This is a genomic window from Micromonospora sp. PLK6-60, from assembly GCF_019890675.1.
GTDB lineage: Bacteria > Actinomycetota > Actinomycetes > Mycobacteriales > Micromonosporaceae > Micromonospora.
The window spans coordinates 395,669-410,470 of sequence record NZ_JAIOAA010000002.1 but is presented as its reverse complement, the minus strand read 5'-3'; the positions used below and the strand labels follow the sequence as shown (position 1 = coordinate 410,470).

The following is a 14,802-nucleotide window of genomic DNA, read 5'->3' as shown; positions in this document are numbered from 1 at the left end:
GTTCGTCCCCTTCCCGCACGACTGGGACCTCCACGGTCGCGCGCGAGTATCATCCTTACAAAGTCCACAACTGCGCCGAATCGGCGGTCCCGATCGCCGGTACGCCGTGCGGCGCAGGATGATCGCGGCAGACGGCGTTACAATTCACCCCTACCCACGCGCCACGGACCGCCAACGACCGGCCGGCCCGGGACACGGGGGTCCCTCAACCACATCGCCCGGCGCGGTGCTCCGCGCTGCACCGGACGACCCGGCCGTGCTCGCTCTTCGCCTCCGGAAGGTCATTCGTGACAGAACCCCGCCAGAACGGCGCCGACGTTCGCTCGCTCACCGATACCCTGATCGCCCACGCGCAGAGCGCGGGCGGCCAGCTGACGTCGGCTCAGCTCGCGCGCACCGTCGAGTCCGCCGAGGTGACTCCGGCCCAGGCCAAGAAGATCCTGCGGGCGCTCTCGGAAGCGGGCGTCACCGTGGTCGTCGACGGCTCGGCGAGCACCCGCCGCCGGGTCGCGGCGGCCCGCTCGGCCACTCCGGCGTCCCGGGCCACCACCGCCAAGACCACCAAGAAGGCCGCGCCGGCCCCGAAGCAGGCGCCGGCCGCCGAGGAGGCCCCGGCCGCGCCGGCCCGCAAGGCCGCGCCGCGCAAGGCCGCCGCCACCGGCGAGGGGGCCGCCGCGCCGGCCAAGGCGACGAAGGCCACCCGGGCCACCAAGGCCACCGTGGCGGCGAAGGCCGCGGCGAAGCCGGCCGACGGCAAGGCCAAGGCCGAGGGCGCCGAGGGCGAGATCGACCCGGAGCAGCTGGCCGCCGAGATCGAGGACGTGGTGGTCGAGGAGCCGGCCGAGCTGACCCGGGCCGCCGAGACCGACGCCGCCGCCTCCGCCACCGACAACGACTTCGAGTGGGACGACGAGGAGTCCGAGGCGCTCAAGCAGGCCCGGCGGGACGCCGAGCTGACCGCCTCCGCCGACTCCGTCCGGGCCTACCTGAAGCAGATCGGCAAGGTGCCGCTGCTCAACGCCGAGCAGGAGGTCGAGCTCGCCAAGCGGATCGAGGCCGGCCTCTACGCCGCCGAGCGGCTGCGCGCCGCCGACGAGGGCGAGGAGAAGCTCACCCGCGAGATGCAGCGCGACCTGCTCTGGATCTCCCGGGACGGGGAGCGGGCCAAGAACCACCTGCTGGAGGCCAACCTCCGGCTGGTCGTCTCGCTGGCCAAGCGGTACACCGGCCGGGGCATGGCCTTCCTGGACCTGATCCAGGAGGGCAACCTGGGCCTGATCCGCGCCGTGGAGAAGTTCGACTACACCAAGGGCTACAAGTTCTCCACCTATGCCACCTGGTGGATCCGCCAGGCCATCACCCGCGCCATGGCCGACCAGGCCCGCACCATCCGCATCCCGGTGCACATGGTCGAGGTGATCAACAAGCTCGGTCGCATCCAGCGCGAGCTGCTCCAGGATCTGGGCCGTGAGCCCACCCCGGAGGAGCTGGCCAAGGAGATGGACATCACCCCGGAAAAGGTGCTGGAGATCCAGCAGTACGCCCGGGAGCCCATCTCGCTGGACCAGACCATCGGCGACGAGGGCGACAGCCAGCTCGGCGACTTCATCGAGGACTCGGAGGCCGTGGTCGCGGTCGACGCGGTCTCCTTCTCGCTGCTGCAGGACCAGCTCCAGCAGGTGCTGCAGACGCTCTCCGAGCGGGAGGCGGGCGTGGTCCGGCTACGCTTCGGCCTGACCGACGGCCAGCCGCGCACCCTGGACGAGATCGGCCAGGTGTACGGGGTGACCCGGGAGCGGATCCGGCAGATCGAGTCCAAGACCATGTCGAAGCTGCGGCACCCGTCCCGCTCCCAGGTGCTGCGCGACTACCTGGACTGACCGATTTCCGTCAACCGGCCGTGTCGCTTTGATCACCTGGCGTGCAACACCACATGGTGACCGGCCGGTTGCACGAATGTGATCGTTGACGTGGCACCCTGGGTGCACGGCACACTGTGCCTGCCATGTGTGACCTCGGTCCCCCGCGGGCACTCAGGGAAGGCAACGCCCCGCAGGGGTGTTGCAGGATAGGTGAGCAACGACCGAAGAGATTGTTCATCGGTGACGACCAGAGGAGGAAGGCGATGACCCCGACCCTCACGCCGCCGCCCGAGACGGTGGCCCCCCCGGCCGCCGATGAACGGTGCGACCGCTGCAATGCTGCCGGCAAGCTCCGCATCACTCTGGCTGGTGGTAGCGAGCTGGTGTTCTGTGGGCACCACGCGAACAAGTACGCGGAGGATCTGGTGAAGATCACCGTGCGGTACGCGACGGACCCGGAGTTCAGCTGGCGAGGCGCGGACCTGATGGCGAACTGATCCCGCGACAGCGCAAACCGACATAGTCGACCGGAGGGGCCCTTGGGCCCCTCCGGTCGACTATTTTCACCTGCCGTCCCGCGCCTCTATCGGTCGCCGCAACCCACATGCCGCACCTCGGTCGATCGCCCCGGCCGGAAAGCCCCACATGCCGCAACCCGGCCCATCACCCGGCCAGAACGCCCCACAGGCCGCAACCCGGCCCATCACCCGGGGCCGGACGGCCCAACCTGGCGCACCTCGGCCCATCGCCCCGGCCAGAACGCCCCATAGGCCGCACCCCGGCCCACCACCCCAGGCCGGAGAGCCTCACATGCCGCACCCCGGCCCATCACCCGGGCCGGACAGTCCCACATGCCGCAGCCGGGCCCACGGGGCCGGTTGGGCGGGCGCCGTCAGAGGGTCTGGACGGTGGCGATCCGTTCCTCCAGCTGCTCGATGGTCGCCTGGGCGCTCGGCGGGCCGCCGCACAGCCGCCGCAGCTCCGCGTGGATCTTGCCGTGCGGCTGCCCGGTGCGGTGGTGCCGGGCGGCCACCAGCGCGTTCAGTTGGCGCCTGAGTGCCACCCGCCGCTGGGCGGCACTCATCGGCGCCGGCGGCGGGGTCGGGGCCGCAGCGGCCGGCTCAGCGGCCCGCGCGGTCGCCCGGCGACGCTGGGCGGCGAGTTGATCGGCCTGCCGCTTGCTGAGCAGTAGGGAAACCTGGTCGGCGGTGAGTAGCCCGGGCAGGCCGAGGTATTCCTCCTCCTCCGGGGTGCCCGCCTGCGCGGCGGTGCCGAACGACGCCCCGTCGAAGATCACTTGGTCCAGCTCGGCGGTGGCGGAGAGCGCGGCGAAGCGCTTCTCCAGCTCCCCGCTGGCCTGGTCGTCGCGCTGGGCCCGCTCCAGCAGCTCGTCGTCGAAGCCCTCGCGGTCCTTCGGCTTGCCGAGCACGTGGTCCCGCTCGGCCTCCATCTCGCTGGCCAGCCCGAGCAGGTGCGGCACGCTGGGCAGGAAGACCGAGGCGGTCTCCCCCGGCTGCCGGGCCCGGACGAACCGGCCGATGGCCTGCGCGAAGTAGAGCGGGGTGCTGGCGCTGGTGGCGTAGACGCCGACCGCCAGCCGGGGGATGTCGACGCCCTCGGAGACCATCCGCACCGCGACCAGCCAGCGCTGCGTGGACGCCGCGAAGGTGGCGATCCGCGCCGAGGCGCCCTGGTCGTCGGAGAGCACCACCGCGGCCTTCTCGCCGGTCACCTGCTCGATCAGCTTCGCGTACGCGCGGGCGTTCTGCTGGTCGCTGGCGATCACCAGGCCGCCCGCGTCCGGCATGCCGGCGTTGCGCAGCACGGTGAGCCGGGCGTCGGCGGCCCGCAGCACCTGCGGCATCCAGTCGCCGGCCGGGTCGAGCGCCGTACGCCAGGCCTGGGCGACCAGGTCCTGGGTCATCGGCTCGCCCAGCCGGGCCGCCAGCTCGTCACCGGCGTTGGTGCGCCACCGGGTCTCCCCGGAGTACGCCAGGAACAGCACCGGCCGCACCACCCCGTCGCGCAGCGCGTCGGCGTAGCCGTAGACGGCGTCGGCGCGGGAACGCAGCAGCCCGTCCCCGCCCCGCTCGTAGCTGACGAACGGGATCGGGTTGTCGTCGGAGCGGAACGGCGTGCCGGTGAGCATCAGCCGGCGTACGGCGGGTTCGAAGGCCGCCTTGACCCCGTCCCCCCAGGTGCGCGAGTCGCCGGCGTGGTGGATCTCGTCGAGGACGACCAGGGTGCGCCGGGTCATCGTGCGCCGGCGGTGCACCTGCGGGGCCATCCCGACCTGCGCGTACGTCACCACGGCGCCGTGGAAGTCGGCGGCGGAGTGCAGGTCGGCGTTGCGGAACGCGGCGTCCAGCTGGATGCCGACCCGCGCGGCCGCCTCGGCCCACTGGGACTTCAGGTGTTCGGTGGGGGCGACCACGGTGACCGCCTCGACGGTGCCGTCGGCGAGCAACTCGGCGGCGATGCGCAGCGCGAAGGTGGTCTTGCCCGCGCCCGGCGTGGCGACGGCGGTGAAGTCCTCCGTCCGGCGGCGCAGGTATTCCACCATCGCCCGGCGCTGCCAGGCGCGTAGGGCCGGAAAAGTCTCGAGCACCGGCGTCCGGGCTGCCACGCGAAGGCTCCTCTCCGACCGCACCTGGCGGACCCGGGCCGAGGGCCACGGGTGCCGCCGCCCATGAAAACGCCTCCGCGCAGAAGCTGCCGCGAAGGCCGACTCAGCATAACCAGCCGAGCCCGTCCGGCCCAGGCGACGCCACGCTGGTCACCTCCGTCACACCCCGACGGGCCGTCGCCCCTCGGGGTGGCTGGCATCGGTGCCCGGCCGTCGGACTTCGGCCAACCGGACGGTGGCGGTGAGCCGGGTCGCCGGTCAGAGTTGCGGGCCGCGCGTGCCGGTGCGCGGCGGGCGCAGCGCCGGCACCGGCGCGGACCAGCGACGCCGCAGCGAGACCAGGCGCAGCAGGAAGACGCCCGCCGCCGCGGCGGTGAGCGGGCCGGTGGTCGCCTGGCCGGCCAGCTCCAGCAGGGCGACGGCGACCGCGCCCAGCAGCGCCGCCACCGCGTAGATCTCCCGCCGCAGCACCACCGGGATCTCCCCGGTGAGCAGGTCCCGGCCGAGGCCGCCGCCGATGGCGGTGATCATGCCGATCATGCAGGCGCCGACGGCCGGAACCTGGGCGTCGAGCGCCTTGAGCGTGCCGGTGACGGTGAACAGGGCGAGACCGGCGGCGTCGAGCACCAGCACGGTGGTGCGCAGCCGGGCGAGTTGGGGATGCAGCCAGAACACGGCGGCGGCGGTGGCCGCCGCGGTGGCCGCGTACCGCCAGTCGGCGAAGGCGAGCGGAGGCACCTCGTCGATCACCAGGTCCCGGAAGATCCCGCCGCCGAGGGCGGCCACCACGCCGACGAAGACGACGCCGAAGATGTCCAGCCGCTTGGCCACCGCCGCGGAGGCGCCGGACGCGGCGAAGACGGCCACCCCGGTCAGATCGGCGACGAGCAGGGCGGAGGAGGTGTTCACCGCCGAAGGGTACGTGGGCGGCCCGCGGGACCGCCCTCGATCACTCGGCCCAGGAGTCGTAGATCTCCTTGCACTTCGGGCACACCGGCGAGCCGGGCTTGGCCGCCTTGGTGACCGGGAACGTCTCGCCGCAGAGCGCGACCACGTAGGTGCCCATCACGGCGCTCTCCGCGATCTTCTCCTTGCGGACGTAGTGGAACATCTCCGGACCGGTGTCGGCGTCCTTCAGCTCGGGACGCTCGAGAACCTCTGTGCTCACCGCCACACCTCCCACTTTCTTCAACTCTCCAGTCTGACAGGCCGGCCCGGACGGGGTCCACCGGAGGCACCCACTCGCGGCGGGCCGTACGGTAACGGAGATGACCAGATTTCACATCCGCCCCGGTGGCGAGGTGGCCGCCGCCCTGCGCGACGGCCGTCCCGTCGTGGCCCTGGAGAGCACCATCGTCTCGCACGGCCTGCCCCGTCCCGACAATCTCCGGGTCGCCCGCGAGATCGAGCAGGCGGTACGCGCCGCCGGCGCGGTCCCGGCCACCATCGGGATGGTCGCCGGCGAACTGGTGGTGGGCCTCGACGACGCCCAGTTGACCCGGCTGGCCACCGCCGACGGGGTGGCCAAGCTCTCCGTACGCGATCTGGCGGTGGCCGCCGCGACCGGCGCGGACGGCGCCACCACGGTGGCCGCCACCAGCGCGGTGGCCGCCGCCGCCGGGATCGGTGTGTTCGCCACCGGCGGGCTCGGCGGGGTGCACCGGGAGGCGGCGCAGACCTTCGACGAGTCGGCCGACCTGGTCACCCTGGCCCGGACACCGATCGCGGTGGTCTGCGCCGGGGTGAAGTCGATCCTCGACGTGGGCGCCACCCTGGAGCGGCTGGAGACCCTCGGGGTGGCCGTGCTCGGCTACCGGACCCGCCGCTTCCCCGGCTTCTATCTCACCGACGCGGGCTTCGACCTGGACTGGTCGGTCGACTCGCCGGAGCAGGTCGCCGACGTCCTGGCCGCCCGCGTCCAGCAGGGTGTGCACCACGGCGGGCTGATCGTGGCCAATCCGCTCCCCGCCGACGAGCAGCTCGATCCCGCGCTGCACGACCGTACCCTGACCGAGGGGCTGGCCCGGCTGGGCCGCGACGGGGTGACCGGCAAGGCGGTGACCCCGTTCCTGCTGGCCCACTTCCACGCCGCGACCGAGGGCGCGAGCCTGGCGGTGAACGTCCGGATCATCCTGCGCAACGCCGACCTGGCCGCCCGGATCGCGGTCGCCGCGGCCCGGCGCACCGCCACCACCGCATGAGCGGAATCGGCCGCATCGTCGTCGTCGGCGACATCATCACCGACGTGGTGGCGATGCTCTCCGGCCCGCTGGCGACCGGCTCCGACACCCCGGCCCGGATCCGGTTCAGCGGCGGCGGGCAGGCGGCCAACACCGCCGCCTGGATCGCCGCGCAGGGCGCCGACGTCACCCTGGTCGGCGCGGTCGGCGACGACGAGGCAGGACGCGACCGGGTGGCCGAGCTGGAACGCGCCGGCGTGCGCTGCGTGGTGGACCGGCAGGAGGACTACCCCACCGGCACGGTGATCGTGCTCGCCACCGACGGCGAGCGGACCATGGCCAGCCAGCGGGGCGCGAACCTGCGGCTGAGCGCCGCACACGTCGACCACGCCCTGGCCGCCGCGCCGGACGCCACCCACCTGCACCTGTCCGCGTACACCCTGCTGGACGCCGGGTCGCGCGGCGCCGGCCTGCGGGCCCTGGCCGCGGCCCGCGAGCGCGGGCTGACCACCAGCGTCGACGCGGCGTCCGCGGCGCCGCTGCGGCGGGTCGGGGCGGCCTTCCTGACCTGGGTACGCGACGTCGACCTGCTGCTGGTCAACGCCGACGAGGCGACCGTACTGGCCGGCGGGCTGGACCCGGCGGCGCAGGCGCGGGCGTTGTCGGCGACGGCCCGGGCCGTGGTGGTCAAGCGGGGCGCGGCGGGCGCGCTCTGGGTGGACCGGTCGGGGCCGGTCGTCACGGCCGAGGCCCGCCGGGTGGTGGCCGTCGACGTGACCGGCGCCGGGGACGCCTTCGCCGCCGGCCTGCTCACCGCCTGGCTCGCCGGGGCGGACCGGCGCACCGCCCTGGACCGCGCCGGCGACCTGGGCGCCCTCGCCGTCACCACGGTCGGCGCCCGCCCCTCAACCTGACCCCCGGCCTGCCCGGCCGGGGCCGGCCCCGGCCGGGCAGGCCGGTCAGGGCTCGGCGTCGATGACCTTGTGCGGGCGTTCCTCCGCGGTGAGGGAATTCGGCGGGGTCTCGTCGCGCCGACGCGACTGGAACCTGCCGGCCAGGCGGTGCTCCTCCTTGGGCGGGCGGTCGTTGGCCAGCAGCACCGCGAGCCAGGGGATCAGCACCATCCCCAGGCCGCACAGGGTGAGCCAGAGCCAGAGCAGCGGCGGCCGCAACCCGACCAGGACGGCACCGACCACGATGCAGCCGACCCGGATGCCCATCATCAGCACGTACCGCTTCTGCCGGCTGGTGAGCTGGTCGTCCTGGCTGCGCGCGGCATCGGTGATCAGGATCGGCTGGTACGCCTGACGCTTCACCACGGCCTCCTCGAGGGGATCAGCCCCATCCTGTCACTCGCGGCGGTTGATCGGCGACATTCGACCCCGGCGGCTCCGTGTTACGAACGTGGTACGCTCCGGTCGTGGGCAGCCGGTTCAGCTTCACCGAAGAGGCGTTGGGCAACCTTCGGGTCTACGACGTCACACCCGGCGAGGTCTGGGAGGCGCTGCACAGCACGCGACGGGTGATCCGGCACCTGGGCGACGACGTGATGGTCGTCTATGCCGCCGCCCGCCGCGGCCGGCGGCTGGCCGTGCTGCTCGCCGAGGCCGACGGCACCGACAACGACTGGGACGTGCTCTCCGCCCGGGAGCTGACCGAGGCCGAGGCCAAGCGCTACGACGAGGCCGTGCGCAGAGCACGCCGATGAGGAGGCGGTCACCATGAACCGTGCCGAGGCGACCAAGCGGTTCCACGACGGCGGCGACGCCCTCGCCGAGCTGATCGACGAGACCCCGCCGGCGGCGCTGCCGACGCCCGACACCGACGTGCCGATGGTCAGCCGCTCGGTGCGCCTGCCGCTGGACACGTACGAGCGGGTCCGCGCCGCGGCCGACGCGCGGGGCATCGGCGTCACCACCCTGATGCGGCAGTGGATCGAGGCCGGCCTGGCCGACCTGGACGACTCGGCCACCGTCTCGCTGGCCGACGTGCGCCGGGCCCTGGCGTCGCTGTCCCGCCCGACGGCCGCCTGAACCGGCCGGCCCCCGAGCGCGCGAACCAGCCGACCGAGCCCACCCGGGCCCGGATGCCGCAGCTCGGCCCTACTCGCCGCCCAGACACCCCCGGACGCCGCGACTCGGCCCTACCTCGCCGCACCGGCCGACCACGCGAACCGGCCGGCCGAGACCGCGCGGGCGGGTGGTCAGTCCTTGCCGGCCTTCGCCGCCGCCTTGGCCGCCTGCTTGAACTCGCGCACCCGGCGCAGCGAGTCGGCGTCGGTGATGTCCGCCACCGACCGGTGGGCGCCCTCCTCGCCGTACCCGCCGGCGGCCTCCCGCCAGCCCTCCGGCCGGACGTCGTAGCGCTTGCCGAGCAGGGCGACGAAGATCTGCGCCTTCTGCCGCCCGAAGCCGGGCAGCTCACCGATCCGGCGCAGCAGCTCCCGCCCGTCGGTCACCCCGGCCCAGAGCCCGGCGGCGTCGCCGTCGTACCGGTCGACCAGCACCCGGCACATCTCCTGCACCCGGGCCGCCATCGCCTTGGGAAAGCGGTGCAGGGCGGGTGGCCGGGCGAAGACGGCGACCAGTTCCTCCGGTTCGTACCCGGCCAGCTCGCGGGCGTCCGGGTCGTGACCCAGCCGCTGGGCGAGCACGTACGGCGAGGAGAACGCCTTCTCCATCGGGATCTGCTGGTCGAGGAGCATGCCGGTGAGCAGGGCCAGCGGGCTGCGCTCCAGCAGCCGGTTGGCCTCGGGGTCGATGGGCAGCGAGAGCGTCATGGCTCCATCCTGCCCGGCGCCGCCCGGCGTACGACGTCGGCGCCCCGGTGCCGACCTCGCGTTTCTGGGTGAGGTTAGGCTGTGCTAACTTCTCGGACGAGGCGGCCGACCGGGACCGCCCGCGCCGCCGCCGAGGGAGTGTCACCGTGCCCGTCTCCGCCCGCAGGTCCACCGCGACGCTGGCCGCCGGACTGCTCTCGTTCGGCCTGGCCGCCTGCGGCTCCGGCGGGACGGAGAACGCCGACCCCGGCAAGCCCGGCGACAAGACCATCACCGTCTACAGCGGCCGCAACGAGCAGCTGGTCAAGCCGCTGCTGGACCGGTTCTCCGAGCAGACCGGCATCACCGTCAAGACCCGGTACGCCACCACCGCCCAGCTCGCCGCCCAGCTCGTCGAGGAGGGTGACCGCTCCCCCGCCGACGCGTTCTTCGCCCAGGACGCCGGGGCGCTCGGCGCGGTGACCAAGCGGAACATGTTCGCCCCCCTGCCCGCCGAGGCGGTGGCGAAGGTGCCGCAGACCTACCGCTCGCGCGGCGGCGAGTGGGTGGGCGTGAGCGCCCGCTCCCGGGTGCTGGCGTACCACGCGGACAGCGTGCCCGCCGCCGAGCTGCCGAAATCCGTCTTCGAGCTGACCGACCCGAAGTGGAAGGGCAAGATCGGCGTCGCCCCGACCAACGCCTCCTTCCAGGCGTTCGTCACCGCGATCAAGGTGCAGCACGGCGAGGCGAAGGCGAAGGAGTTCCTGACCGGCCTCGCCGCCAACGAGCCGCAGATCCGGGAGAACAACATCAAGATCGTCGAGGACGTGCACGCCGGCACCGTCCCGGTCGGCCTGGTCAACCACTACTACCTGGGCGAGGTCGCCAAGGAGCAGGGCACCACGCCGGACGCGCTCAAGGCCAAGCTGCACTTCTTCCCGGACGGCGACACCGGCGCGCTGGTCAACGTCGCCGGGGTGGGCGTGCTGAAGCGCTCCGCCGAGGACCCGGACACCCGGGCCTTCGTGGACTTCCTGCTCAGCGCCGAGTCGCAGAAGTACTTCGCCGAGCAGACCTTCGAGTACCCGGTCGTCGACGGGGTCGCCGGGCCGGTCGGCGTGCCGCCGCTGGCCGACCTGGACAGCCCGGACATCGACCTGAACGACCTGGACACCCTGGACGCCACGATCGCGCTGATCAAGGACTCCGGCCTGGTGCCCTGAGCATGACCTCCACCCTCACCGGCGCGGGGCCGGCCCGGACCGGGCCGGCCCGCTTCGGCGTACCCCGGGGGTGGCGGCGGCTCGCACCCCGCCCGGCGCTGCTCGCGGCCTCGGCCGCCGCGGTCGCCGTGGCCCTCGTCCCGCTGGTCTACCTCGGGGTACGCACCGCCGAGGCGGGCGCCGAGCGGATCGTCGACGAGCTGTGGACCTCGCGGGTCGGCCTGCTCGCCCTGCGCAGCCTCGGCCTGGCCGCCGTGGTGACCGTCGCCTGCGTCCTGCTCGGCGTGGGCGCGGCGTGGCTGGTCACCCGCACCGACCTGCCCGGCCGTCGGGCCTTCGCGGTGCTCGCCGCGCTGCCGCTGGCCGTGCCCACCTACATCGCCGCGTTCGCCTGGGTCTCCACCGTGGACCGCCTCGAAGGCTTCTGGCCGGCCGCGCTGGTGCTCACCCTCTGCTCCTACCCGTACGTCTTCCTGCCGGTCGCCGCCGCGCTGCGCGGCGCGGACCCCGCCCAGGAGGAGGTCTCCCGCTCGCTGGGCCGGGGCGGCTGGCGCACCTTCACCGACGTGACGCTGCGCCAGATCCGGCCGGCCACCGCGGCCGGTGCCCTGCTGGTGGCGCTCTACGTGCTCTCCGACTTCGGCGCGGTCTCCATCCTGCGCGCCGACACCTTCACCCGGGCCATCTTCATCGCCTTCGACCTGGGCTTCGACCGGACCGGCGCGCTGGTGCTCTCCTGCGTGCTGGTGGCGCTGACCGTGCTGCTGCTGGCCGGCGAGACGGCCACCCGCCGCCGTGGCGCCCGGTACGCCCGACTCGGCGGGGCCCGCCGGCCACCGGTCCGGCTGCGCCTCGGCGCGGCCCGGTGGCCGGCCCTGGCCGGGCTGCTCGGCGTCGCCGCGCTGGCGCTCGGCGTGCCGGCGGTCAGCCTGGGCCGGCGGCTGGCCAGCGGGGTGTCCCGCCCCGGCGCGCTCACCGAGGTACTCACCGCGACCGGCAACTCGCTCGGCTTCTCGCTGGGCGGCGCCGCGCTGACCATGCTGCTGGCGCTCCCGCTGGGGTTGCTCACCGCCCGCGCGCCCGGCCCGCTGGCCACCGCCCTGGACCGGCTGGCCTACCTCGCCCACGCGCTGCCCGGCGTGGTGATCGGGCTGTCGCTGATCTTCTTCGGGATCACCGTGGCGTACCCGCTGTACCAGACGTCGTGGCTGCTGGCGCTTGCGTACGGCACGCTCTTCCTGCCGCTGGCGGTGGGCGCGGTGGCGGGCGCCGCCGCCCAGGCCCCGCCCGGCCTGGAGGAGGTGGCCCGCTCGCTGGGGCGGGGGCCGTGGACGGTGCTGCGCACGATCACCCTGCCGCTGACCCTGCCCGCCGTGGGCGCGGGCGCGGCGCTGGTCTTCCTCAGCTGCATGAAGGAACTCCCCGCCACCCTGCTGCTGCGCCCGACCGGCACCGACACCCTGGCCACCGAGCTGTGGACGCACACCGGCGTCGGCGCGTACGCGGCGGCGGCCCCGTACGCCGCCCTGCTGGTGGCCATCGCCGCGATACCGACCTGGCTGCTGGTGGCCCGCAGCGGCCTGCTGGACAAGGAGGATCGGTGATGAGCGAGGTCGTGCTCACCGGCGTGGTCAAGCGGTACGGCCCGGTCGCCGCCCTGGACGGGGTGGACCTGACCGTCCCGGCCGGCGAACTGACCGCCGTGCTGGGCCCGTCCGGCTGCGGCAAGACCACCCTGCTGCGCTGCCTGGCCGGCTTCGAGCGGCTGGACGCCGGGGAGATCCGGCTGGACGGCCGTACGGTCGCCGGGGGCGGGCGGCACGTGCCGGCACACCGGCGGCGGATCGCCGTGGTGCCGCAGGAGGGTGCGCTCTTCCCACACCTGAGCGTGGCCGCGAACGTCAGCTACGGCCTGGACCGGTCGGCGCGGCGCGGTGACCGGATCGACGAGGTGCTGGCCCTGGTGGGCCTCGCCGGGTACGGCGACCGGATGCCGCACCAGCTCTCCGGCGGCCAGCAGCAGCGGGTCGCGGTGGCCCGGGCGCTGGCGCCCCGGCCGTCGCTGGTGCTGCTGGACGAGCCGTTCAGCGCCCTCGACGCCGGGCTGCGCGCCGGGCTGCGGCACGACATCCGGGCGGCGCTGCGCGCCGACGGGGCGACCGCCGTGCTGGTCACCCACGACCAGGGCGAGGCGCTCTCGGTGGCCGACCGGGTGGTGGTGCTGCGCACCGGCCGGGTGGTGCAGGCCGGCACGCCGACCGCGGTCTACCGCGAGCCGGCCGACCAGTGGGTCGCCGGCTTCGTCGGCGAGGCGGTGCTGCTGCCGGCGACGGCCGACGCCGGCCGGGCCGCCACCCCGCTGGGTACGCTGCCGCTCACCGGCGCCGCGCCGGACGGGCCGGTGACCGTGCTGGTCCGCCCCGAGCAGGTACGGCTGGTGCCCACCGGGCCGGGCGCGGTGACCGCCACCGTGCTGCGACACGACTTCCACGGCCACGACGCGCTGGTCGCCCTCCGGCTGGCCGACGGCACCCGGATCACCGCCCGGGTCTGGGCCGAGCGCGAACCGGTCCCGCTGGGTGCCGAGGTCGCCGTCGAGGTGGACGGGGCCGCCCGGGCCTGGCCGGCAGCGCCGATCGACGCGGCGGAGCACGACGTGCGGCAGGCCGCGCCCACCTTGACCCGGTAGAGCACGACACGCGGCAGGTCGCCCCTACCCTCCCGCCCAGCGGATCGCGACATGCGTCATGTCGCGCCCCAGGCCAGCCCGCCCCCGGACGGCGCGGCATGCCGAATATCGCGCCCACCCCGGCCCAGGACAGCGCGACATGCCGCATGCCGCGCCCATCCCGCTCCGCCCCAGGCCGGCCGGGGTGGGACGCGAGGCGGCCCGGTGGACGGGGGTGCCGTCCACCGGGCCGCGTGCGGTGCGTGCGGTCAGCTGACGAAGAGCAGCCGGTTCGGCGAGCCGGTGCCCGGGCTGGTCACCACGCCGGTGGTGGCCTTGCTGGTCAGGGTGCTGGCCACCTGCGACGGGCTGTAGGACGGGTTCGCGCCGAGCACCAGGGCGGCGGCGCCGGCCACGTGCGGGCTGGCCATCGAGGTGCCGCTGATGGTGTTGGTCGCGGTGTTGCTGTTGTACCAGGCCGACGTGATCGACGAGCCCGGCGCGAAGATGTCCAGGCAGGAGCCGTAGTTGGAGTAGGACGCGCGGGCGTCGGTGCTGGTGGTGGCGCCGACGGTGAGCGCGGCGGCGGCCCGGGCCGGCGACGAGTTGCAGGCGTTGGCGTTGGAGTTGCCCGCCGCCACCGCGTACGTCACGCCGGAGTTGATCGAGTTGGTCACCGCGTTGTCCAGCGTGGTGCTGGCCCCACCGCCGAGGCTCATGTTGGCCACGGCCGGCTTCACCGCGTTGGCGGTCACCCAGTTGACGCCGTTGATCACGCCGGTGGTGGTGCCGCTGCCGGAGCAGTTGAGCACCTTCACCGCGATCAACCGGACGCCCTTGGCGACGCCGTACGCCGCGCCGCCGACGGTGCCCGCGACGTGGGTGCCGTGGCCGTTGCAGTCGGTGTTGTTGCTGTCGACGGTGTTGGTGCCCCAGGTGGCCCGGCCACCGAAGTCGTTGTGGGTGGTCCGGATGCCGGTGTCGATGATGTACGCCCGCACGTTCGTGGCGGTGTTCGGGTACGTGTAGGAGCTGTTCAGCGGCAGGCTGCGCTGGTCGATCCGGTCCAGCCCCCAGGACGGCGGGTTGGTCTGGGTCGCCTGGACGGTGAGCACCTGGTCCTGCTCGACGTACGCCACGGCCGGGTCGGCGGCGAGCCGGCGGGCCTGCTGCTCCGACATCTTCGCGGCGAAGCCGGTGAGCGCGGCGCTGTAGGTCGCGGCGACGCTGCCGCCGTACCGCTTGGTGAGGCCGGCGGCCCGGGTCGGCACGCCGTCGCGCGCGGCGCGGGTGTTCACCGCGCCGACCGCGTCGCTCTTCAGGACGACCAGGTAGCTGCCGCTGATGGCGTTCGGGGCCGCGGCGCCGCGGATCTCCCCGGTGGGTGCCGCCAGGGCGGGGGTGGAGGCGGCGGCGGAGACGGCTGCGGCGGCGGCCGCCACCGCGAATGCGCGGATCACGCGACGTCGGGGTACGGGCACAACG

General features: G+C 74.2%; 15 protein-coding genes. 9 read left to right on the top strand and 6 right to left on the bottom strand.

What is annotated here, in order from left to right; all coding sequences use genetic code 11:
• Nucleotides 1-287 precede the first annotated feature (287 nt).
• Nucleotides 288-1,880: an RNA polymerase sigma factor gene (locus K7640_RS04855; RefSeq protein WP_222953467.1), complete on the top strand. Its 1,593-nt coding sequence runs from the start codon at nucleotides 288-290 to the stop codon at nucleotides 1,878-1,880.
• 245 nt (nucleotides 1,881-2,125) lie between these two features.
• Nucleotides 2,126-2,359, top strand: coding sequence for a hypothetical protein (locus tag K7640_RS04850; protein WP_036374862.1), 234 nt, complete (start codon nucleotides 2,126-2,128; stop codon nucleotides 2,357-2,359).
• A 395-nt stretch (nucleotides 2,360-2,754) separates the two neighbouring features.
• Here K7640_RS04850 and K7640_RS04845 read toward each other — a convergent pair whose 3' ends face one another.
• The 3 genes from K7640_RS04845 to K7640_RS04835 all read right to left on the bottom strand — a co-directional run bounded on the left by K7640_RS04845 (nucleotide 2,755) and on the right by K7640_RS04835 (nucleotide 5,662).
• On the bottom strand, nucleotides 2,755-4,488 hold the full coding sequence (locus K7640_RS04845; RefSeq protein ID WP_222953466.1) for a DEAD/DEAH box helicase: 1,734 nt from the start codon (nucleotides 4,486-4,488) through the stop codon (nucleotides 2,755-2,757).
• 258 nt (nucleotides 4,489-4,746) lie between these two features.
• The gene (locus K7640_RS04840; protein ID WP_222953465.1) at nucleotides 4,747-5,397 is read right to left on the bottom strand and encodes a trimeric intracellular cation channel family protein; all 651 of its coding nucleotides are present in this window, start codon (nucleotides 5,395-5,397) and stop codon (nucleotides 4,747-4,749) included.
• 40 nt (nucleotides 5,398-5,437) lie between these two features.
• On the bottom strand, nucleotides 5,438-5,662 hold the full coding sequence (locus tag K7640_RS04835) for a DUF3039 domain-containing protein (RefSeq protein WP_222953464.1): 225 nt from the start codon (nucleotides 5,660-5,662) through the stop codon (nucleotides 5,438-5,440).
• 94 nt (nucleotides 5,663-5,756) lie between these two features.
• Between K7640_RS04835 and K7640_RS04830 the strand changes: the two genes are divergently transcribed.
• Both K7640_RS04830 and K7640_RS04825 read left to right on the top strand, forming a co-directional pair.
• The gene (locus K7640_RS04830) at nucleotides 5,757-6,689 is read left to right on the top strand and encodes a pseudouridine-5'-phosphate glycosidase (protein WP_222953463.1); all 933 of its coding nucleotides are present in this window, start codon (nucleotides 5,757-5,759) and stop codon (nucleotides 6,687-6,689) included.
• Nucleotides 6,686-7,582 (top strand): carbohydrate kinase family protein, encoded by an 897-nt coding sequence (locus K7640_RS04825; protein WP_222953462.1) that lies wholly within the window; start codon nucleotides 6,686-6,688, stop codon nucleotides 7,580-7,582. The genes K7640_RS04830 and K7640_RS04825 overlap by 4 nt, the downstream gene beginning before the upstream one ends.
• A gap of 45 nt (nucleotides 7,583-7,627) precedes the next feature.
• Here K7640_RS04825 and K7640_RS04820 read toward each other — a convergent pair whose 3' ends face one another.
• Nucleotides 7,628-7,984, bottom strand: coding sequence for a DUF3099 domain-containing protein (locus K7640_RS04820; protein ID WP_222953461.1), 357 nt, complete (start codon nucleotides 7,982-7,984; stop codon nucleotides 7,628-7,630).
• Nucleotides 7,985-8,088: 104 nt separating this feature from the next.
• Here K7640_RS04820 and K7640_RS04815 point away from each other — a divergent pair, with 104 nt between their 5' ends.
• Together K7640_RS04815 and K7640_RS04810 are read left to right on the top strand one after the other, a co-directional pair.
• The gene (locus K7640_RS04815) at nucleotides 8,089-8,376 is read left to right on the top strand and encodes a hypothetical protein (protein ID WP_308042459.1); all 288 of its coding nucleotides are present in this window, start codon (nucleotides 8,089-8,091) and stop codon (nucleotides 8,374-8,376) included.
• A 13-nt stretch (nucleotides 8,377-8,389) separates the two neighbouring features.
• Nucleotides 8,390-8,701 (top strand): BrnA antitoxin family protein, encoded by a 312-nt coding sequence (locus K7640_RS04810; RefSeq protein WP_222953459.1) that lies wholly within the window; start codon nucleotides 8,390-8,392, stop codon nucleotides 8,699-8,701.
• Nucleotides 8,702-8,871: 170 nt separating this feature from the next.
• Here K7640_RS04810 and K7640_RS04805 read toward each other — a convergent pair whose 3' ends face one another.
• Nucleotides 8,872-9,447, bottom strand: a complete 576-nt coding sequence (locus K7640_RS04805; protein WP_222953458.1) for an HhH-GPD-type base excision DNA repair protein — start codon at nucleotides 9,445-9,447, stop codon at nucleotides 8,872-8,874.
• Between the two features lie 146 nt (nucleotides 9,448-9,593).
• Here K7640_RS04805 and K7640_RS04800 point away from each other — a divergent pair, with 146 nt between their 5' ends.
• Genes K7640_RS04800 through K7640_RS04790 form a run of 3 tightly spaced genes read left to right on the top strand, consistent with a single transcriptional unit; the run spans nucleotide 9,594 to nucleotide 13,338 of the window.
• A complete protein-coding gene (locus K7640_RS04800) occupies nucleotides 9,594-10,649 on the top strand; it encodes an iron ABC transporter substrate-binding protein (RefSeq protein WP_222953457.1) in 1,056 nt (351 codons plus the stop codon).
• Between the two features lie 2 nt (nucleotides 10,650-10,651).
• Nucleotides 10,652-12,253 (top strand): iron ABC transporter permease, encoded by a 1,602-nt coding sequence (locus tag K7640_RS04795; protein WP_222953456.1) that lies wholly within the window; start codon nucleotides 10,652-10,654, stop codon nucleotides 12,251-12,253.
• On the top strand, nucleotides 12,253-13,338 hold the full coding sequence (locus K7640_RS04790) for an ABC transporter ATP-binding protein (protein ID WP_222953455.1): 1,086 nt from the start codon (nucleotides 12,253-12,255) through the stop codon (nucleotides 13,336-13,338). The genes K7640_RS04795 and K7640_RS04790 overlap by 1 nt, the downstream gene beginning before the upstream one ends.
• A 248-nt stretch (nucleotides 13,339-13,586) precedes the next feature.
• Here the strand turns inward: K7640_RS04790 and K7640_RS04785 are convergent, their stop codons facing one another.
• The gene (locus K7640_RS04785; RefSeq protein WP_308042458.1) at nucleotides 13,587-14,777 is read right to left on the bottom strand and encodes a S8 family peptidase; all 1,191 of its coding nucleotides are present in this window, start codon (nucleotides 14,775-14,777) and stop codon (nucleotides 13,587-13,589) included.
• Nucleotides 14,778-14,802: the final 25 nt, after the last annotated feature.